Annotated in this window: 15 protein-coding genes; 3 read left to right on the plus strand and 12 right to left on the minus strand. The window is 65.2% G+C overall.

Annotated elements, in window-relative coordinates; all coding sequences use genetic code 11:
- Positions 1 to 361 precede the first annotated feature (361 nt).
- The 7 genes from GA615_RS11430 to GA615_RS11460 form a co-directional block, all read right to left on the minus strand.
- Positions 362 to 1660, minus strand: coding sequence for an amidohydrolase family protein (locus tag GA615_RS11430; RefSeq protein WP_152051429.1), 1299 nt, complete (start codon positions 1658 to 1660; stop codon positions 362 to 364).
- Entirely contained in the window at positions 1657 to 3885 is a 2229-nt protein-coding gene (locus tag GA615_RS11435) for an ABC transporter permease subunit/CPBP intramembrane protease (protein ID WP_152051430.1), read from the minus strand. The genes GA615_RS11430 and GA615_RS11435 overlap by 4 nt, the downstream gene beginning before the upstream one ends.
- 50 nt (positions 3886 to 3935) lie before the next feature.
- Positions 3936 to 4694: an ABC transporter ATP-binding protein gene (locus tag GA615_RS11440; RefSeq protein ID WP_152051431.1), complete on the minus strand. Its 759-nt coding sequence runs from the start codon at positions 4692 to 4694 to the stop codon at positions 3936 to 3938.
- Positions 4695 to 5107: 413 nt separating this feature from the next.
- Positions 5108 to 6241 (minus strand): cyclic dehypoxanthinyl futalosine synthase, encoded by a 1134-nt coding sequence (mqnC, locus tag GA615_RS11445; protein WP_152051432.1) that lies wholly within the window; start codon positions 6239 to 6241, stop codon positions 5108 to 5110.
- Complete coding sequence (locus tag GA615_RS11450; protein WP_152051433.1) at positions 6183 to 7037, minus strand: menaquinone biosynthetic enzyme MqnA/MqnD family protein; 855 nt, start codon at positions 7035 to 7037, stop codon at positions 6183 to 6185. Before GA615_RS11450 ends, mqnC begins: the two co-directional genes overlap by 59 nt.
- A 113-nt stretch (positions 7038 to 7150) precedes the next feature.
- A complete protein-coding gene (locus GA615_RS11455; RefSeq protein ID WP_152051434.1) occupies positions 7151 to 8323 on the minus strand; it encodes a hypothetical protein in 1173 nt (390 codons plus the stop codon).
- A gap of 69 nt (positions 8324 to 8392) precedes the next feature.
- Positions 8393 to 9391, minus strand: a complete 999-nt coding sequence (locus GA615_RS11460) for a type I phosphomannose isomerase catalytic subunit (protein ID WP_152051435.1) — start codon at positions 9389 to 9391, stop codon at positions 8393 to 8395.
- Positions 9392 to 9627: 236 nt separating this feature from the next.
- Here GA615_RS11460 and GA615_RS11465 point away from each other — a divergent pair, with 236 nt between their 5' ends.
- Positions 9628 to 11163, plus strand: a complete 1536-nt coding sequence (locus tag GA615_RS11465; protein WP_152051436.1) for a c-type cytochrome domain-containing protein — start codon at positions 9628 to 9630, stop codon at positions 11161 to 11163.
- A gap of 4 nt (positions 11164 to 11167) precedes the next feature.
- Positions 11168 to 11524, plus strand: coding sequence for a cupin domain-containing protein (locus GA615_RS11470; protein WP_152051437.1), 357 nt, complete (start codon positions 11168 to 11170; stop codon positions 11522 to 11524).
- A gap of 139 nt (positions 11525 to 11663) precedes the next feature.
- Here the strand turns inward: GA615_RS11470 and GA615_RS11475 are convergent, their stop codons facing one another.
- The 5 genes from GA615_RS11475 to GA615_RS11495 form a co-directional block, all read right to left on the minus strand.
- Entirely contained in the window at positions 11664 to 12122 is a 459-nt protein-coding gene (locus GA615_RS11475) for a universal stress protein (RefSeq protein ID WP_161602290.1), read from the minus strand.
- Between the two features lie 229 nt (positions 12123 to 12351).
- Complete coding sequence (locus tag GA615_RS11480) at positions 12352 to 12903, minus strand: DUF421 domain-containing protein (protein WP_152051439.1); 552 nt, start codon at positions 12901 to 12903, stop codon at positions 12352 to 12354.
- 151 nt (positions 12904 to 13054) lie between these two features.
- Positions 13055 to 14068, minus strand: coding sequence for a 3-deoxy-7-phosphoheptulonate synthase (aroF, locus tag GA615_RS11485; RefSeq protein ID WP_152051440.1), 1014 nt, complete (start codon positions 14066 to 14068; stop codon positions 13055 to 13057).
- A gap of 957 nt (positions 14069 to 15025) precedes the next feature.
- Entirely contained in the window at positions 15026 to 15661 is a 636-nt protein-coding gene (locus GA615_RS11490) for an HD domain-containing protein (RefSeq protein WP_152051441.1), read from the minus strand.
- Between the two features lie 20 nt (positions 15662 to 15681).
- A complete protein-coding gene (locus GA615_RS11495; protein WP_152051442.1) occupies positions 15682 to 16542 on the minus strand; it encodes an alpha/beta fold hydrolase in 861 nt (286 codons plus the stop codon).
- A 487-nt stretch (positions 16543 to 17029) separates the two neighbouring features.
- Between GA615_RS11495 and GA615_RS11500 the strand changes: the two genes are divergently transcribed.
- The gene (locus tag GA615_RS11500; protein WP_235905356.1) at positions 17030 to 20185 is read left to right on the plus strand and encodes a sigma 54-interacting transcriptional regulator; all 3156 of its coding nucleotides are present in this window, start codon (positions 17030 to 17032) and stop codon (positions 20183 to 20185) included.
- The last annotated feature ends 85 nt before the right edge of the window (positions 20186 to 20270 follow it).

Consider the following 20270-nt stretch of genomic DNA (forward strand, 5'->3'; position numbering starts at 1 on the left):
GACGCGACTCGTCGAACAGGCGATCACCGAGATTTGCGGCTTGCCTCTCCCCGGCCTCTGGTTCTGCGTCGACGCCGTGGAGGCCCTCGGCCGTCCTCCGCACCGGTTCGCGGTCTGGGCAACGCTGCACTTGCATCCCGAGGGCTCGCCTTTTTGCTGCGGCGAGCCGGGTTGCCACCTTGGGCTCATGACCGAACGCCTTCACGCGGTCGGCGACCACTTGCGCCGCGCCCTGCGGCTCCGACATGAGGTCGAGGTTGACCTCACCGACCATATCGCGGTGCGATGTCACCCGGGAGTCATCCTCGGAGTTCAGTCCAGGACGACGCCTTGAGCGCGACTCCTGGACAATCACACGGCATTACCCGAGCCTGCCCTCAGGCAACTCCGCTCCGACTCGCCAGTCGGGATCGGCCCGAAACCGCCCCTCGAAGGCCGAGGCAACCACTGGCAAGTCCGAGTCGAGTAACAGGGCGTACGGATCGTCGCTCTCCCGATCCGGCAGCGAGACGATCGCCAGATCCCCCGATTTGCCCGGCTTCAGGCTGCCCGTCACCGTCTCCGCCCGCAAGGCCCAGGCGCCGAACAACGTCCCCATCGTCAACAGCAAGGGACCACCCAGGCTCGGGTCAAGCCGATGAAGAAACCGCATCTCGTCCAGAATGCTCAGGCTTGGCGTCGAGGCCAGGCTATCGGTCCCTAGGCACACCACCACCCCGCGCTCCAGCATCTCCCGGTACGGGTGCGGCCGATGACCGAACCGGGCATGCGTCCGAGGGCAAAACGCCACGGCGACCCGGTGGCCGTCGGCCGCGGCCTCGGGGCGAAGCTGCCAGAAGTCGTCAGGCTCCAGATAGGTGCCGTGCGCCACAATCCAGTCGGCCTCCCGCAGCGCTCCGCGGCGAATATAGTCGGCCGGCTCGGGGCTGATCGGCTCCCAATCGTCATCCCAGGCGCCCAGGTCTTCCAGAAATTCGCGGAGCCGACCGCGCCGATCCTTCAGCAGTTCCAGCTCCTCGGGAAGCTCGGCCAGATGGGTTGAGAGCGGCATCCTCGTGCTGGCGGCCCGGTGGTAGAGCCAGCCTGCCGTGCTGTACGGCGCGTGCGGGCTGAGCCCCGGTTTCGCATTGGCAAAGACCTGATCGGCGGGCTGGATCGAGGCGATCCAGTCCCACGCCTGCCGGTTCGTCTCCAGCCCCCGCATCCGTTTCAGGCCGATCAGTTCGGCGAAGACGATCGCCCGAACCGGCGCGCCGGCGATCGCCTCCCAGCTCAACCCGGCGCTCGTGGTATCGGCCAGCATCGTCGTGCCGGCCCGCAAGGCCTCGTCGAGGTTCCGATCCACCGCGTCGCGGAGTGATCCCAGCGGGTTCTCCCTCCGGTGCGCGATCACCCGGCCCAGCCATTCGATCTCATCTTCGGGCCACGACGCCGGATCGTCCCGCGCCGGATCAATCGACGACAGTTCCAGATGCGTGTGAGCGTTCACCAGCCCCGGAATGATGGCGACGTTGCCCAGCTCGACATCCGGCGAACGATTGCCGGGAGGCCCCACCGCCGCGATCCGGCCCTCCCGAATCGTCACGCGACCATCGGCAATCGGATCTCCCTCGACCGGGAAGACATAGCGAGCGCCGAGGATCAGGTCGGTCGTGCTCATCGGTTCTCACGATCGGGGTCACGTACCTCTCCGGCTCCCACCGAGACCGTCTCTCCAGCTTCGATCACCGGTTCTGCCGCAACGACCGAGGGCCTCGCTGCATCGATCCGGGAAAGCACGACCAGCAAGGCGACCGAACCAACCGCCCCCAGGGCGACCCAGTGCCATTGATACAGGAACAACGTCTGATCGCGGTAGAGCCAGCCCACCGCCAACGACGGGCCGACCACCGCCAGCGCATTGTTCGTCAGGTGAAAGGCAATGGCCGGTAGCAGGCTCCGGGTCTGAATCGCCAACCAGCCGAGCACCACCCCAAGCAACGTCGCGTTGAAAAATTGCTGAAACAAGCTGATCAAGACATGCAAAAACCCGAACAAAAAGGCCGAAAGCAAGATCGACGACCATTTCCCCAGCGTCGATTCCAGCCCTGAGAGAATCTGACCCCGGAAGGCCACCTCCTCGCAAATGGCCGGGATGATCGCAAACAGCAGGAGCGCCGTGGCCACGTTCGGGATCGCCGCTTCCAGGCCCTTGAGCGCCTGTTCCATCGCCTTCGGCATCGGGAACAGTTCCATCACGATCGGCCGCAGCTCGGCCGTCAGCGGGTTCAGGGTCAACGCCAGCCCAACCCCCAGCGCCACCGCTCCCCAGCCCGGCCAGTGCAACCGAAGCGTCCGTTTCGGGCTCGACGTGAACAGGAAGGTCATCACCAGCGGCGGCAGCAGGATGAACCCCAGCTGCCCAATCACCAGCGCCACCAGCGGATTCGTCCCGAACAGCAGCATCGACGTATACCAGGCGCATGCCTGGATAATCACGAAGCACGCAATCGCCTGGCCCGCCGTGGGGGTCGGGCCTCGGTCCCGGATCAGGTGGCGGAACCACGAGGCGAGGTCAAACCGCTCCGCCTCGCGGAACAGGACCTCCTCCGATCGGAACTGACCGACCGCCCACCGCAGCGCGAGCAATCCATAAATGATGGTCGACAGCATCACCGGCAAGAAGTACTGGAACGCCTCGTTATACTGTTCCAGCATCAGCTTCTTCAGCAGCAGCGAGACCCCCGTGATCGGCACGAGGCTGTAAAACGGCGTCAGCTCGACCCCCGGCATCAACGTCAAGAAAATCAACGGCAGGGCGATCAGATAAAGAGGGGTCATATAATACTGCCCCTCCTTCATGCTTCTCGCCAGAACCGCCAACGCCAGGCAGATCGCGCTGAAGAAGGCCGACAGCGGGATCAGGAGGACGATGATCCACCCCAGGGCCAGGATCGACGGCGGGCTCAGCTCGTCCATGGGCGAGCCGATCCCCGGCCCTCCATCGCCGCCGAGCCCCGCGCCGAGCTGACGGGCCAGAAAGCCCATCGTCACCCCCATGCTCGCCAGGTTCAGCAGGGCCGTGGCCACGCTGGCGGCCATGATCGTCAGGAACTTGCCGACCACGATCTCGCTGCGGTACGCCGGGCTGATGAGCAGGGTCTCCATCGTCCCCCGCTCTTTTTCGCCGGCGCACAGGTCCACCGCCGGGTAAAACGCCCCCGTCAGGGCCATCATCACCAGCAGGAACGGAAAGAGTCGAGCCCAGACACTCGCCCCCGAGGTCGATGAGCCGAGCACCTGCCGCGCCAGGTCCACCCCCTGCACGTCGATCGGTGCGATGTACTCGGCCGGCTTCTCGTCGGCCGCGAGCCGTTGGGCGACAATCGCGTCTTGCCAGCGTTTGATGATCGCCTCGACCGTCTGATAGGTGGCCAGGCTCTGTTCGTCGGCCCTCAGGAAGGCGATGCGGAACGTCGGCTGCTCCAGCCGTTCAATTTGCTGGCGGACCTCGGCCGGAATCTCGACGATCACGTCGGCCTGTCCCTGTCTCATGGCCTCAAGCTGGGCCGACGGGTCCGACAGGTACGAGTCCGAGGGGACCTGTTCCACCAAGAGCAACCCCTGAGACACCCCATCCGAGAAGACCGGATTGAACTGGACGACCTCCCGCTCATCCGTCTCGATCGTGACCAGCAGCGGCGGTTCCTCGGGCAAGTGCTCCGCGCCGACAACCACCACCCGCCTCGGCCGTTGCTCGAAGGCCGCCGTCAGCTCCTTCACCGTGAAGCCGAGGATCGGATAGAGCAACACCGGAAGCCCGAAGATCATGAAGAGGGTCCGGCGGTCGCGGAGCTGATCACGCAGCTCTCGGCCGAAAATCAAACGAATGCGGGACCATCGCATGGGATGTTGGGCTCGGGGCCTTGTGGATCAATGACGTGAGAATTTGCCGCTCAGGCCGAGGCCACCGCCTCGGCATCGGCACGTTCGACCAGGTGGAAGAATAGCTCCTCCAGGTCGGGCTGCCCGAAGCGCTCCAGCAGTTCGCCGGGCTGGCCGTCGGCCTGGAGACGCCCCTTGTAGATGATGGCGACCCGATCGCAGAGCTTGGTCACTTCCTGCATCGAGTGGGTCGAGAAGATGATCGTTTTTCCCCGGTCCCGCAGCTCCATGATCTTCAACAGGACGGCGCGGGCGACCAGCACGTCAAGGCCCGAGGTCGGCTCATCGAAGATCAAGACCGGCGGGTCGTGAATGATCGTCCGGGCGATCGAGACTTTTTGCTTCATCCCGGTCGACATCTTCGAGCCGAGCACGTCCCGAAAGTCGTTCATCTGGAGCCAGTCGAAGATCTGCTCCATCCGATCCTTCAGCGTCGCCCCCTCGATCCCGTACAAGCCGCCGAAGTACGCCACCAGCTCCCAGGCGGTCATCCGGTCGTAGACCCCCGTGCCCGACGACATGAAGCCGATCTTCGTGCGAACTTCCTCCGGCTCCTTCACCACATCGTGCCCGGCCACGATCGCCCGGCCTCCGGTCGGCCGCAAGACCGTGCTCAGAATCCGCAGGGTGGTCGTCTTCCCCGCTCCGTTCGGTCCCAGCAGTCCGAAAATCTGACCGGGAACGCACTCGAAACTCACGTCCTGCACCGCCGGGATCCAGCCCCGTCGGTAGTCGAGGAACGCCTTGCAAAGCTGCTCGACCTGAATCATCGGGACGGCTCGACCTGGGCGCAAGAACCACCAGAGAAGCGCGGCTCAACACCGCCCACTTCTGACAATCTCTGCCATTCTAGCCAGACCGGGTAGGCCGGGAAAGGAGATGACCGGTCCGGACGGGAGGATCACAACGTCCCGGCGATGCACTTTTGGTGAGTACCGCTTCCACCCTCAAATGATGCGTCGCCCCTTTGGCCTGGGTGGCCCCGGTTGCTCGCCAACCGGGGCGGCGCAGCCGCAAGAGGCGACGGGAGGCCGCACCGAGACCGCTCGTCGCTACGCGACCCCGGTTGGCGAGCAACCGGGGCCACCCAGGAAACACCCACCATTTGTAAGTGGAAGGTCTACGACGAGAGGAGGAAGTCCCCGATTTCCGGCAGGGGCGATCCAGTCGGACGGAAACCGCGTCACACCACCGTCAACGGCGATCCGGCCAGCTCCGTCTTCGGGTCGGCGTCGATGTATTCGTAATAGACGTTCCGCTGGCGAGGAATGTACCCGGCTTCCCGAATCGCCCGCTTGATCTCGTCGACCGAAAGCTGGAAGACCGTGCCGGCCTGCGAGACGACATTCTCCTCGATCATCAGGCTGCCCATGTCATTCGCGCCGAAGTACAGCGCCAGGCCGCCGATCGCCGGGCCTTGCGTCACCCAGGACGACTGAATGTTGGGGATCGAGTCGAGATACAAGCGGGTCACGGCCTGCACGCGGAGGTATTCAAACGCCCCCTGCGCGGGCACGTCGGCCATCTCGGTGTTGTCCGGCTGGAAGGTCCAGGAGATGAAGGCCGTCAACCCGCCGGTCTCATCCTGAAGCTGTCGGCAGCGCTCCAGGTGCTCAATCCGCTCTTCCAGCGTCTCGACGTGGCCGAACATCATCGTCGCTGTCGAGATCCCACCCAGTTCGTGCCAGGCGCGATGGACCGCCAGCCAGTCGTCGCTCAGCACCTTCCCCTTGGTCAGGATCTTCCGAACGCGATCGACCAGAATTTCGCCGCCGCCTCCCGGAAGGCTCCCCAAACCAGCCTCCTTGAACCGGCGCAGGACCTCAATCACGGGCATCTTGAACTTCTTCGCCAGGAAGTGAATTTCCGGCGGGCTGAAGCCGTGCACGTTGACCTGCGGATAGGCCGCCTTGATGTCGTGCAAGAGGTCGATGTACCAGTCGAACGGCAGCTCCGGATGCAGCCCCCCTTGCATCAAGATCTGATCGCCGCCCAGCTCCACGGTTTCCCGGATCTTGTCGAGCAGGACCTCGCGATCAAGCACATAGGCGTCGGTATCGCCGACCTTCCGGTAGAAGGCGCAGAAGTGGCAGATCGCCGCGCAGACGTTCGAATAGTTGATATTCCGGTCGATGTTGTACGTGCGGTACGGCTCGGGATGGAGCCGTTTGCACACGGCGTCGGCAGCGCGGCCGAGCGACAGCAGGTCCCCCTCTTTCAACAGGGTGACCCCGTCTTCGAACGAGAGACGCTCGCCGTCAACGGCGCGCTGCAAAATCCGGGAGACGTTGGGTGTTGGCGAAGGCAAGATCCACATCCTCCGGGGCGAGCCCCAGCGCAGCGGCTTTCCGGGCGAACAGGCGGAGGGCGGCAACCTCCGGTTCCCCCAGATCGTACGAAATATTCCGGGTCAGGTACTCAATGCACTCGGCTCGCGTCAGGCCGAGCCCGGGACCAATCTGCTCGGCAATCTGATCGACGTGCGCCAGCCCCTCGGCTCGGGAGCGCAGCAACACCTCGGGCAAGTCTCCCAGGTCGACCCCCGATCGGGCAACCCACAAGGCAAACACGAACGGCAGGCCGGTCAACGATCGCCAGGCCGAGGCCAGATCCACCACCGCATGAAACCGCTCGTCGGGGTCTCGCATGGCGCGATCGCCGATCAAAAGCACCGCGTCGGCCGTGCTTTCCTGCACCGGCACGCCCATCGGCAGATTCTCGATGATCGACGGCCGGACACCGTGCGCCTCATCCAGCCAGACGCGGGCCAGCGCCTGGCTCGTTCGCGACCCTTCATCCAAGGCCAGCCGATCAATCCGGGAAAACGGCACCCGACTGTACAGCTTGACGCTCCGCACCGGCCCCCCCGAGGCAATCGCCAGCCCCGGAATGATCCGGTAGCCGAACGTCGCACCCCGCAGGTACTCGACCGACGGAATCAAGGCCACGTCCAGCGACCCGCCCGCCAGGCGATCGGCCAGCAGGCTCGGCAAGTCCATCTCCAGCCGGATCCCGGGCGCAAGGCGTTCGAGCCCGAAATATAACGGCTTCGCGTTCAGGTACCTCACGGCTCCCACGCGAAGCGAACCAGCACTGGAATCGACGCGGCTCATCAACCGACCACTCCGAGCCAGACCTCTCCCGGAACGACCATCCGACGCGGCATTTCAGAAACTTCTGAACGGATTATAGGCTCGATCGCCACGGCGAACAAGATCGGTCGATCTCACGCCGACGGTGCAGGATTCGTTGGCTCGGGAGCGAACGGCTCGGCATCTTCGGCTTCGGGTCGGTACAGGTCGGGCCAGGGGGTGCCGTCCACGTCCTGACGCAAAACGACGTAAATCCGGGCCATCGCCGACCAGACGAAACTAAACGCCCAGCCGTGCAGCACCAGACCGATCCCCGCTCGCCACCCGTTCCACCCCGCCGGCCACGATCCCAGACCGCTCCCCGACCACGCAAAGCCCGGCGCGATCCGGTCGCTCGGCCCACCGATCGCCAGGCCCCATCCCGCCAGATGCACCACCAGGCGGGCCAATTGCGACACCAGAACCAACCCAACGGCCCCCGCCGCGCCGCTCAGCACAATCGAGCCGACGAACACGCCCGCCCGTTGCCTCAGGTAGCTCACGGTTCGGCTCACCGCCTCGAAACCGTCTTCCCCCTCCACCGCCACCGTGAGCACCATGAGAGGCCAGCCGACGAGCAGCAAGATCACCAGCAAGGCCGATGGAATCGCCAGCAGCAGGGGAACGACCAGCAACCGGCTCCCGATCGCCTCGGCTCCCGCGCCTCCCAAAGCAATCATCAGGCCGATCAGCACCGCCGGAATCGCCAGCAGGCCGACCACGACCATCACCCCCAGCGGCGCCGCCAGCACGCTCCGGAGCCGACGCCCCATGAACCGGACGGCCGACCAGACCCCGACCGGCTCACCCACCGGGTTCAGACGTCCCACCGCCAGCCGTCCGATCGCCCCGCCGATCACCCCCCAGACCACCAGTCCCCAGAGGGCCGCGCCGATCGATCGCCCCGGCCCGGTCCGCCCCGGATCAATCGCCAGCAGGCTGCCGACCGGCCCCGAAACCACCCGGATCGGGTCGAGGATCGTCCTCGCCGATCGTGCCAGCGCCACCTGCACTGCATCCCGCCCTTCGAACCGTTCGATCTCCGGCCGAGGGCCGAGCATCGCGCGTCGGATCGTCCCCAGCTCGTTGCGGCTCATCCCGTCGATCGCCCCCCAGCCGACGACGGTCAGTTGCAGGCCGACAATCGCCAGAACCAGCGCCCGGAACGATCCGGCGGCGCCGATCGCTCCGAGCAAAAACCGCCAGGACGACGGCCGATTCACCAGGGCAGGGGGGATCGATCCGGGCTCCCCAGGCAAGGCTGACACGATCGCGTCTCTCCACTCCCAACCAATCCCATCCCGCCGACTCAGCGTTGCAGCCAGTCAGGAGCACGCTCAAGGGACGGTGCAGGTTAACACGATCGCCTCACCCTCGCCGCTCGGTTCGATTGGGCAGGCTCCGACCGACGCCGGCAAGAGCAACGTCTGCCCCAGCTCGATCGGATACCCTTGCCCCTCGTGCGAGACGTTCACCTTCCCCCCCAGACCGATCAGGGCCGTGAACCGTCCCTTCTGGGGATCGCCGATGCGAGACGGCCCAGTCAAAACATACCGATCGATCGCAAAGTACGGACATCGAATCATCGGCTCGTGCGTCCCACCGTCGATCAGATCAAGCCGCGATCGGACCGGATCAACCGGGCCTCGCTCGTAGTCGGTCACCTCCAGCGCCTCGGCCTGGTGCAACGTCCGAGGAGAGCCGTCCGGCCCGACTCGGCCCCAGTCATCCACGCGGAAGGTCGCGTCGGACATCTGCTGCACCTCCGCCAGCAAGACCCCCGCGCCGATCGCATGCACCGTGCCGGCCGGAATGAAAATGCAGTCTCCCGCCTTCGGCTCGAAGGCGTGCAGCACCTCGGCAATCCGACCGTGTTCCAGGGCCTCGGCAAACCCGGCCCGATCGACCCCTGACTTCAGGCCCGCGTAAATGAGGCTGCCCGGCTCGGCGTCGATCACCACCCACGCCTCGGTCTTGCCGTTGTCGTCGGCCAGGCGTCGGCCTTGCGCATCGTCCGGATGAACCTGCACCGACAGCACCTGATGCGCGTCGAGAAATTTCACCAGCAGCGGGAACTGCTCCCGAGGCCCAACGGCCTCCCCCAGCAGATCCGGCCCGCGCGCGATGACCAGCTCGTGCAGGGTCGATCCGGCCAGCGGCCCCTCGGCCACGACGCTCTGGCCGTGCCGATGGTCCGACAACTCCCACGATTCCGCGTAATCATCCTCCGGGCCGAGGTCCTTGTGCAGCTTCGACCCCAGGCGACGCCCCCCCCAGATCAGGCGCTTCAAGATCGGAGTGAATCGCAACGGGGTCAGCGGTCCATCGGCGTCCATCGCGGTCTGCCTCGGTTCGGGAGCCGATCAGCGTACTCAATCGCCCGGCCAGGAAATCGAACGGTGTGTTGCCCAACTCTTACGCCAGCCGCCCCCCTTTGTCCAGCAACCGCCGCGGAGGACCCGCCAATCACAAACCCCGAGCCGTGTCGGCTCGGCCTTGCGTTGCTCCGGCCGATGGGCCAAAATCGAATGCAATCATCCCCGACCCGTCGGCTCTCCCGGAGCGTGCGCAAATGCGGCGACGACTCCCGACGTTGGCGATCTCGATCCCCTCGATCGCCGCCGCCCTCGTGTTCTTGCTTATCACCGGCCCGAGTTCTGGCCTTCGGGCGCAGACCGGCGGCGGTCTGGTCGTCGGTTCCAAAAACTCAAAGGTCTACCACGAGCCCGATTGCTCCTCGGCCCGTCGCCTGACGCCGTCGAACCGCCTCTCGTTCCCCACTCTCGGCGCGGCCGAGGCTGCCGGCTTCCGCTCCTGTCGGACCTGCAAGCCCAACCAGATCATTCGCAACGTCTCGCTGTTCTCGCCCGAACCCGCTCCCGCCCCTGCCGCTGTACAGGCCCCCGACGACGCTCCGAAATTCTCGACCGACGTCGCCCCGGTTCTCGTGGCCAACTGCATCCGGTGCCACAATGCCGAGGATCGCCGAGGCGGCTTCGACCTCAGCACCTTCCGCGCCTTGATGACCGGGGCCGAGTCCGGCGCCGTCATCGAGGCCCGTAATCCCGACGCCAGCGAACTGCTCCTCCGCGTCAAGGGGGAGAGTACCCCCAAAATGCCCCCCGGCAACACGAACCTCGCTCCCGAGACGATCGCCCGAATCGAGGCCTGGATCGCCGCCGGCGCCCTGCTCGACGCCGGAGCCAATCCCGGCGCTCCGCTGACCGAGGTCGCCGTCTCTCCCGACCAGCTCCGCGCCGCCGCCCTTGCTCGCCTCTCTCCCGAAGAACGTCGGCAGCGCCTCACCGAAACCGCGACGCTCCGCTGGGCCCAGGCCGGGGCCGGCGAACTTCCCGAGCCGACCGCCGGCAAGCGATTCCTCCTTTTTGGCGGCCTGCCCGAATCCCGAAGCAACGCCACGGTCAAGACCCTCGACAAGGCGGCCGAAACCATCCAGCCCATGCTGACCCGGCCTGGACAGACCGCCCCCTTCGGCCCGTTGCAGGTCAGCGTTTACGTCTTCACCGATCGCAACCACTACGCCGAGTTCGTCCGCACCGTCGCCCGCCAGGAACCGCTCGATAGCGAACAAGGCCGCGCCGACCTGCGCGACGAAACCCCGTATCTCGTCGCCCTTGACCCCTTCGGCGGCGGCGAGGCGAGCGATGCCGCCGTCGATCGCAGCCTCGATTTCCTCCTCGTCGAGCAACTCGCCGCCGGTGCCGTCGCCCGAAGCGATGCCAACGCCCCGCAATGGCTCGCGCTCGGCTACGGAGCCTTCCTGGCCTCGAAGCTCGAACCGCGAAGCCCCTACGTCGCTCGTCTCCGCACGGCCACCGTCCGGGCCTCGCAGCTCGGCTGGACCACCAAATCGGCCGAGGCCCTCGGCGATCAACTCCCCCCCGACGACACCCGGGCCCTCGGGTTCAGTCTTCTGGAATGGCTCTCGACCGCCAATCCTCGCGCCTTCGGCCCCTTTGTCCGAGGGATGCTCGGCGGCAAGCAGCAGCTCGACGCCGGGGTGCAACAACTGTTCGGGGTCGATCGCAACCAGTTCCTCGCCGCCTGGGGCCAGTGGGTCATGGCCCGATACCCCCGAGGACGTTGATTCGATGTCCGACACCCCCTCCGAACCGACGGCCGACGCCTACTTCATCTCCGCCGGCTCCGGCAAGCACCATCCCCTGTTCCCCGGTGTCGATCTCCGCGTCACCGCTGGCCAGGGAATCATGCTCTCGGTCGTCGAGTTCCAACCCGGCGGCGTCGTCCCCGAACACTCCCACCCGCACGAGCAGATGGGCTACCTCGTCTCCGGCCGCCTCGAATTCACCGTCAGCGGCATCACCCGGATCCTCGAACCCGGCGACCTCTGGCGCATTCCCGGCGGTGTTCCTCACCGCGTCGTCGCCCTCGACGGCCCCGCCGTCGCCCTCGACGTCTTCCACCCCATTCGCGAAGACTACCTCTAATTCCTGCCGTTTCTCGCCCGTTTCCTGGCCGATCGGCCACCTAATTCGTGGGCGATCGACCGCCACCCACGCGCCAGCGCATCCGGAAGGGAGATCCCCACATCCCGAGGAATCTCCCTCCCCGACCAAGGCTCATTGCTCAAGCGTCCGCCTCGGCACGCGGCCGAACGACCTGCACCGAACACGGTGCCTGCTGGGTGACCGCGTGCGAGACCGATCCAAGGAAGAATCGGCCCACGGGTCCATGACCGTGCGATCCCAACACAATCAGGTCAGCTTCCCAATGTTCGGCCTGATTGATGATTTCGTCTCTGGGAACGCCTTCCAGAACCTCATAGGTGACCTTCACATCCCCTGTTCGCCCCATGATTGTTTCGGCCGCTTCCTCGACCAGCTTCGGCGCGTGTTTCCGGGCCTCGGCGAGCATGTCGAAGTGAAACGACGGAACCATCATCATCGGGTCGAAGGCTTCCATGCCTCGCACATGGATGACCGTCATCACCTTGATTTCGCTTCCGGCCGGCCACGGGTGCTGACACACTGCGTCGATCACCGCATGGCGGCAGGCCGAACCATCAATCGGCACAAGGATTTTCATCTGACTTCTCCTCTGCATCCGCACAGGAGAACGGCTCAAGGCTCCACACAAGCCTCAATCTGGCTCCAAAGGACTGACCGTCCTCTCGCTCAATGATCGCTCCGAATCATCAGCCAGTCAATGAGCTGGCATGATTCAAACTCGCCGAGCGCTTGCCCTGACGCGCCCCCTTGGTCGAGTCTCGCGCCGGGGCCGCGCGATCGCCCCTCGTTCATCGGACTCGAACGACTCACGACCGTCTCGCCACCACGTCTCGATCCACGTTCGCCAGGGCCGAGGGCTCGCCGTCGATGGGGCTCGGAATTACCGAAAACGAGCCGTCGGTTTCCAGCACCAGGGCCGACACCTCGTCGAGCGATCCTTTCCCCTGCTGACGAACCGCCTGCAGAATGTCAGACTCGATCACGCGAGCGCTGTGCATCGCCTGATGTAACATCTGACCGTCTCGAACCAGTAACCTCGGCTCGGCCTTGATCAGGCGCGTCACCCGTTCCGATCGGGTCGCCATCCAGGTAATCAGCCATTGCAACAGAATGAGCAAGGCCAGCGCCACCACTCCATCGACCAGCGCCGCGTCCCTCGAAAGCAAGACCGTCGCCAGGGTCGAACCAATCGCTACCGTCACCACGAAGTCAAAGGCGTTCATCTTTGACAACGTTCGCGTGCCGGTGATCCTCATCAGCACGATCAAGGCCAGATACGCCAACGTGCCCACGACCCCAATCCGAACTGGACCATCCCAGCCCTGGTAAAACCAATCGACCACCGGAACGTCGTTCATCGTTGCGAGCCCTCCGCCTCGGCAACCCCCCGGCCCAAGCCGCCTCCCCTCGCTTGGTGACAACACACCGAACCAACGGGTGAAGCGATCAGGCCGAGATCGGGTTCCGAGCCTTGACAAAAAAACCACGGAGGGCATTTCAGCCCTCGACTCAAAGAATGCGATCGACCGCCTCGGCCACCCGTCGGCACTCGGCCATCATCTTGGCGAAGGCCTCGGGGGTGATCGTCTGGGCGCCGTCGCTCATGGCGTGTTCGGGGTCGTCGTGCACCTCGACCATCAAGCCATCGGCTCCGGCGGCAATTGCGGCCCGAGCCATCGCGGGCACCAGCGCCGCCTTGCCCGTGCCGTGCGACGGATCGACCACGACCGGCAAGTGCGTCTTCATTTGCAAATACGGGACCGACGCCAGCGGCAAGGTGAAGCGCGTGTGATCCTCAAACGCTCGAATCCCGCGCTCGCAGAGCATCACATTCTCATTCCCACGATCGAGAATATACTCGGCCGCCAGCAGAAACTCCTCCATTGTCGCGCTCATGCCGCGCTTCAGGAAGGCCGGCTTCCCTGAGTCTCCCACAGCCTGCAACAACTGATAGTTCTGCATATTGCGCGCCCCGATCTGGAGCACGTCGGCGTACTCGGCCACGACCGGCACGTGTTCCGGCGCCATCACCTCAGTCACAATGGCCAGGCCGGTTTCGGCCCGAGCCGTGGCCAGCATCTTCAGGCCATCCACCTTGTGCCCCTGGAAGCTGTACGGGCTGGTCCTCGGCTTGTACGCCCCGCCCCGAAGGCCGGTCGCCCCCAGCTCCTTCAGTTTCCGGGTGATGCTGACAATCTGTTCCTCACTCTCGACCGAGCACGGGCCGGCGATCACCCCGATCCGCTTCCCGCCCACCTCCAGCGATCCGGCCCGGACCACCGTCCGCTCGGTTTTCAGTTCCGACGACGCCCGCTTGTAGGGCGCCATGATCGGCAAGACCTTGACCACTCCCTCGGCCGGCTCCAGGGCCTCGACCAACCCCGGTCGCTCCTGACCAATGGCGGCAATCACTGTTTGGTGTTCTCCCACAATGACCTGCGGTTGCAAGCCGAGCGAGGAAATATGATCGCGCACGTGGGAAATCTGTGCTTCGGTCGCGTCCGGCTTCATCACGACAATCACGGCAATCCGCCCTCTGTTTGGTGGGATCAAGGTCTCCGATCGGTCTGCCGACCCCACGCTGGGACCGACCGCTCACGACCCTTCGGCACCTTCACTCCCTGGCTCGAAAACCAATCGAATCGAATCAAACGGGTCCGAAACGGAACGACGTTGAGAACGAGAACAACGAAATCAAAAAAAAAAGCCCCGAGACCTGCGAAGGTCTCGGGGCTTGGGGTGATTCGTCTGGCTCGACCTTTCATGTCGAGTCACAATCCCAGCATTGCCCGGCGACCTGCGGCCGTCCACTCGGTAAACGAGCGGGCCCACCACCAATACCCGAAGGTAAAGGAATAGGAGGCGCGGCCAAACGTCGCAACAGGCTGATCCAAGAGTCTCCGGCTCCAACCAATCAGGAAGACAAGAGTAGGGGGGTAGACCGCGTCGCGTCAACCGCAACGCTCACCGCCCGAAAGCACTCGGGATTGAGCAATTGAACTTACCAGACCTGATTCCCGAAATGCAAGAGGCCGGACCCGGCGACCCGGATCCGGCCTCACTCGCCGCGTTGAACGGCAAGTCTCAGGGTGCGGCTGCCCGACGGGCACCCGTCGGCTGCCGTTAGGCAAGCCGCCTCTGGTTGTCGCTGCTACACACAGGATCACCTCCTTTCAAAACCGGTTCCCCCTGATCGCCGCCGGAGTCCAGCCTCGGACGGTTCAGAGCTCCAGTCTCGCCGCGCCACGTTCACGCGGCCCGTAGAGGCCGACCCTGCGTGTGTCCGCCTTGGGTCGACAGGGTAACTATAGCCGCGCGGCAACCCCGAATCAACTCCACCCGCGCCATCCTTTTCCCTGGAATCCCAAAAGCCATCCCACGCCTCATGTTCGATGGTGGCGAGGCGGTCACGCCGAGCCGTCCGCCCCCCTTCCGCACGACGGCTCCCGAGACGCTCGTCCCTGGGTTGCGGGCACGTCCTCAGGCCAACTGATCCGGCCCCGAGCCTTGCCCAGGTCCCGACGGCTCCTCAACGAGTGACGGGCCTCCCAGCTCGGCAAGCGTCAACCGGCCCAACCGGGCCAGCTCCCGAAGCCGATCGTCCTCCCCCTCACCCAGCCGCTCCAGAACCATCCGAAATCGCGTGAAAATTTGATCACGCCTCGCATTGAAGCGATTCCAGAACGGCTCACCCTCCTGTGCCAGGTCGTCGACCATGCTCCGCATGTTGTGCAAGCAATCGGCCAGGACGATCGCCTTCGACGCCTCAGGAGCCGCCATCAGGGCCTCCAGGTGGTCCCGTTTGCGGTCGATCCAGGGACGCTGCCGCCCCTCGTCGTCGGTCTTCCGCTCCGAGCAATGGGCCACCAGGTCCGCAACCCGATCGCCGAACCGCTCCCGGATGTCGTCGAGCGTCGCTTCCGTATCCTCCACCACGTCGTGGAGCAGGGCGGCGATCACCACGTCCTCGTCATACCCGAGGCGATCGAGAATCCAGGCCACCGCGATCGGGTGCTGCACATAAGGCGTCGGGCTGGCCTTGCGGTGCTGACCATCATGCCAGATGGTCGCCCACCGCAAGGCCCGTTCGAACCGAGGGGACAGCGGATCGGTCATCGTCGTCGCTGCCCTTCCATTCAAGACACCGTCCGCCGCGCCACACCCAGGTGACGGGCAATCCGGGCCGACACCTCTTTCCGGTGCGTCAGGAAGCCCAGGTGTCCCGCCCCTTCAATCGTGACGAACCGCGACGGCGCGATCGACCGCGCCAGCGCCTTCTGCCGCTCGCTCGTCACAATCACGTCCCGAGTCCCGGCCAGGATCAACGTCGGCGTCTCGACCCGCCAGAGCCGGTCGCTCGCGTCGAACAGTTCGAGCGCCCGGAGCCGGTCGGCCATCACCCCCTGGTCCGTCTCCCAGCAGCGCCGGACGACGAAGTCGGCCAGCGGCCCCGACTCGGGCTTCCCGCCGTGCAGCAAGTTGAAAAACTGGTTGATGAACGGGCTGTCGCTCGGCATCGGGAACCGTTCGAGCGCCCTGCGGGCGATCGTCGCCGCCCACTTCCTCCCGAACTGTGCCTCGGCCCCGAACAGGGCCAGCCGATGGAACCGCCCCGGCGCCTCGATCGCCATCTCCAGGGCCACGGCCCCGCCGTAAGAAACCCCCATCAGGGCCGGCCGCTCCAGCCCGAGCCGATCAATCGCCGAGAGCAAGGACTTCGCCTCGTCCACCACCCCGACCCCCGCGCATCGGGGCAACAACGCCCCGTCTCCCGAGAGCCCGATCAGGTGGACTTCATGCCGCCTCGCCAACCGACGAGCCAGCGGCATCACCATCTTCCAGCCACCCGCCAGCCCCGGAAGCAAGACGATCGGTTCTCCCTGACCCAATCGGATTGCCTCGTGAGCCCCCCCCTGACCCTCGACCTGCCATCGCGTGATCGGGCTCCACTCCGTCTCCCAGCTCGGGATCGCGCTGTACTTCGCCGATCGTCGCATCGTGATTCACATTCCCAGGATTGAAGGATCGGTTTCTCAAAACCTGACGACCCATCCGCCAGAGGCTTGATCTCCGTTCTGTTGCACCTGCCATGCCCGAACATCAGATCACGCCACCGACACACTCATTTCCGTCACTTCGCCCGAACACCCCATCGACATTTCGCTAGCGACTTTCGGCGCCGAACTTGATCGCCAGCCATTCACCACACACAATTCACTGACGACCCAATGGCGACACAACGCAAACTTAATTGATTAATCTATTTGCGACACAAAAAACCCCATTTAACCCAAATATCCAAAACTCACAAAACACCCAAAACTCGTCAAAATCCCCAGACACCCAAACGCGACCGCCGTGACAATTCCCGAGAATCCGTTTTCGTGAATCAAGGTGGCGATCGATTGTTCGTTGCATTTCGGCGCCGAATCGCTATCGTGAACTCAACGCTCCTCATTGATTCACACCGACGAGTCTTCCCTGGTGCCTGCGTTCTTCACCGCTGCTTCTGGACTGCGACGATGGGACTGGCCGCCCCTTCGATCGTGGTGGCCCGCGCACTCCCATCGGCTGGCGGTCATTCTCGCCACGGTGGCCGTGGTCATCTATTCCCTCTCGGTCCTCTGGGTGGTCGCGACCTCGGGAGACATCGGCATCCGCTGCGTCTTCGGCACGTCGCAGAAGGAGCCGATCAGCCCGCGCTATACCTGGTTCGACCCGGTCCAGGGGCCTGAGGTCCGCCAGGCTCCCAAGGTCGGCGACCGCCTGACCCGGATCGCCTCGGCCGATGGGGCCTGGAGCATCGAGCTTGCCGACAACGACTACACCGCCGTCATCCGCGCTCAACGCCAGATCGGCCAGACAGCGCCGGGGTCAACCTTGCTGGTCGAGTGGCTTCCCCTCGATTGGGAAGGGGATCGCTCCGATCGCGGCCCGATCCAGGCATTGGCCGAGGTTCGGCTGCGGCCCTTCGGTATGTATGTCTGGTCGCTCGTCTGGTTCGCGCAAGAGATGGTCATCTTCGCCCTGGGCGCGATCGTTCTGTGGCGACGCCCCAACGACCGATCGGCGCGGGTCTTCTTCTGGCTCTGCGTTTTCACAGTGGGGGCCTTCATGGGGGGGTACCACTGGTCCGAGATCGTCAGCGATCGCCTTTTGATCTTCCCGTTCGTCCCCCTGGCGATGGTCGTGCCGATTGCCAGCCTGCACTTCTTCCTGGTATTCCCCAGGCCCAACCCGCTCTTGCTCCTGCACCGGCGCTGGGTGATGCTCGGGCTCTACGGGGTCTTCACCGTGAACCTGGCGATCCTCTGGGCGGCCATGTTCTGGATTTCGTTGACCGGCGAGCCCACCCCTGCCACCCTCGGCCCTCGCCTGGCGGCGCAGCGGCTCATCAAGTGGGTGGCGCTGGGCCATGTCGGCTTTTCGGTGTTGATCTTCGCCCTCTGCATTGCCTGCCTGCTTTACAGCTATCGCCGCGCCCGCAACCCAATCGAGCGCAATCAGGTCCGCTGGATCTTGCTCGCCTCCCTCCTCTCGACCGTCTTCATCGGCTACCTTCTCCTGCTCGCCGCCGAAGACACCTCGGTTCTCGGGCTCGATAGCGCCGCCTGGCCCATGTATACCGTCTCACTCCTTTATACCTCGGCCTACGCGGTGAGCATCACCCGATACAAGCTCATGCAGGCCGAGGAGATTTTCAACCGCAGCGTCCGGTACCTACTCGTCAGCGTCGGCCTGGGTCTGCTCTATTCGCTCGTGCTGGTCGTCGGGGCGCTTGCGGTCGGCTACTCGCTCCAGGACGAGCAGACCTCCCGCGAGGCCACCGTGGTGATGGTCACGGCCCTGATCATTCTCGTCCTCTCCGGAGGCGTTCGCCGTCGCTTCGAGCAGGCCATCGACCGCCGCTTCTTCCGCGAAAAGTACAAATTTGATCAAGCGATGCGCAAGATGAGCCAGGCCGTCGATCGCCTCGTCGATCGCGGCACCCTGGGCCGTCGTTTGCTCGAAGCCGCGGCCGAGGTCCTCGGCCTCGACTGGGGAACCATCTACCTCCGAACCTCTCCCGATCGGCCCCTCTCCGTCGTCGCCAGCCTCGGGCCCGAGCCCGATCAAACCACCTTGCCCGACGACAGCCCGATCCTCCGACGCCTCCGCTCCCGTCCCACCGTCCGCCTTCCCGGCTCGATGGCCCGTGGCTCGCACGACCCGACGGCCGACGCCCTCATCTCTCTCGGCGGCGAGGTCGCCGCCGCCCTCACCTCCGACGGCGAGCTGGCCGGTGTCCTGGTCCTCGGGCCGAAACGCAACGGACTCCCTTATGATGACGAGGAGATGGTCTTCCTCGCCGCACTCTCCTCGGTCGCCGTCCTGGCCCTGCATTCGGCCTCGATCCACCGGACCCTCGAAGAACTCAACCACGAGTTGCGCGACAAGGTCGAGAAGATCGCCGAACAGCAGCGCCGCATTCTCGTTCTCCAGGATCAACTCATCGGCCAGCACGGTGAGGAGCACGATTCCTCCCCCCACGACGGCCGGAGCCTCCCCTCTCCATCCGATCCCAACGCCACCGATTCCCCTACCTTCGACACCCCCGCCCTCGGCCGCATCCGAGGCACCAGCGGCCCCATGAAGCGCGTCCTCGACACCGTCCGCAAGGCCGCCGCCAGCCCCTCGGCCGTCCTCATCCTCGGCGAGAGCGGCACCGGCAAGGAGCTGCTCGCCGAGGCGATCCACGCCGGCAGCCCTCGCGCCTCGAAGCCCTTCGTCAAGGTCCACTGCGCCGCCCTGGCCCCCGGCCTGCTCGAATCCGAGCTGTTCGGCCATGTCCGAGGCGCCTTCACCGGGGCCGACCGCGACCGCGTCGGCCGCTTCCAGCAGGCCGACGGCGGCACCCTGCTGCTCGACGAGATCGGCGACATCTCGCTCGACGTCCAGACGAAGCTCCTCCGCGTCCTCCAGACGAAGACCTTCGAGCGCGTCGGCAGCTCGCAACCGATCACCGTCGATGTCCGGATCGTCGCCGCTACCCACCGCGACCTGCCCGCGCTCATCCGCTCCGGACGCTTTCGTGAAGATCTGTACTATCGCTTGAATGTCATCAGCATCGTCGTCCCTCCCCTCCGCGACCGCCGCGCCGACGTCTTCGAGCTGGCCGTCTCCTTCCTCCGCCAGTTTGCCGGCCGATCGGGCAAGCCGATCACCCACCTCGACGACGACGCCATCGAGGCCCTCACCGCCTACAATTGGCCCGGAAACGTCCGCGAGCTGGAAAACGTCATCGAACGCGCCGTCGTCCTTTCCGAAGGCCCCGCCATCACCCGAGACGACCTGCCCGACGACCTGTTCGGCCCGCTCGCCGCCGCCTCCTCCCTCCGCCGACGCCCCGCCACCGTTTCCACCGGCCGCCGAGGCCGACCCCGGCGCCTCCCTTCCCCGTCCTCCTGGACCGCTCCTCCTCCTCCGGAACTCGACGACCCCGAGCTCGACGCCTTCGAGCAACACCAGCTCCGTGACGCCCTCGCCGAGGCCCGCGGCAACAAGTCCGAGGCCGCCCGCCTCCTCGGCCTCCCCCGCAGCACCCTCGTCAGCAAGCTCAAGAAGTACGGCCTGATGAGTCCCGAGAACGACCCCTCCTGAGCCTCACTCCAGAAGCCTGGAGACATGATTCTCGGGGTGGCTGTGCGGCCCCCAGCCACCCCGAGAATTCCTCTTGTCTACATTC

The organism is Tautonia marina (genome assembly GCF_009177065.1).
In the GTDB taxonomy this organism is placed as follows: Bacteria; Planctomycetota; Planctomycetia; order Isosphaerales; family Isosphaeraceae; genus Tautonia; species Tautonia marina.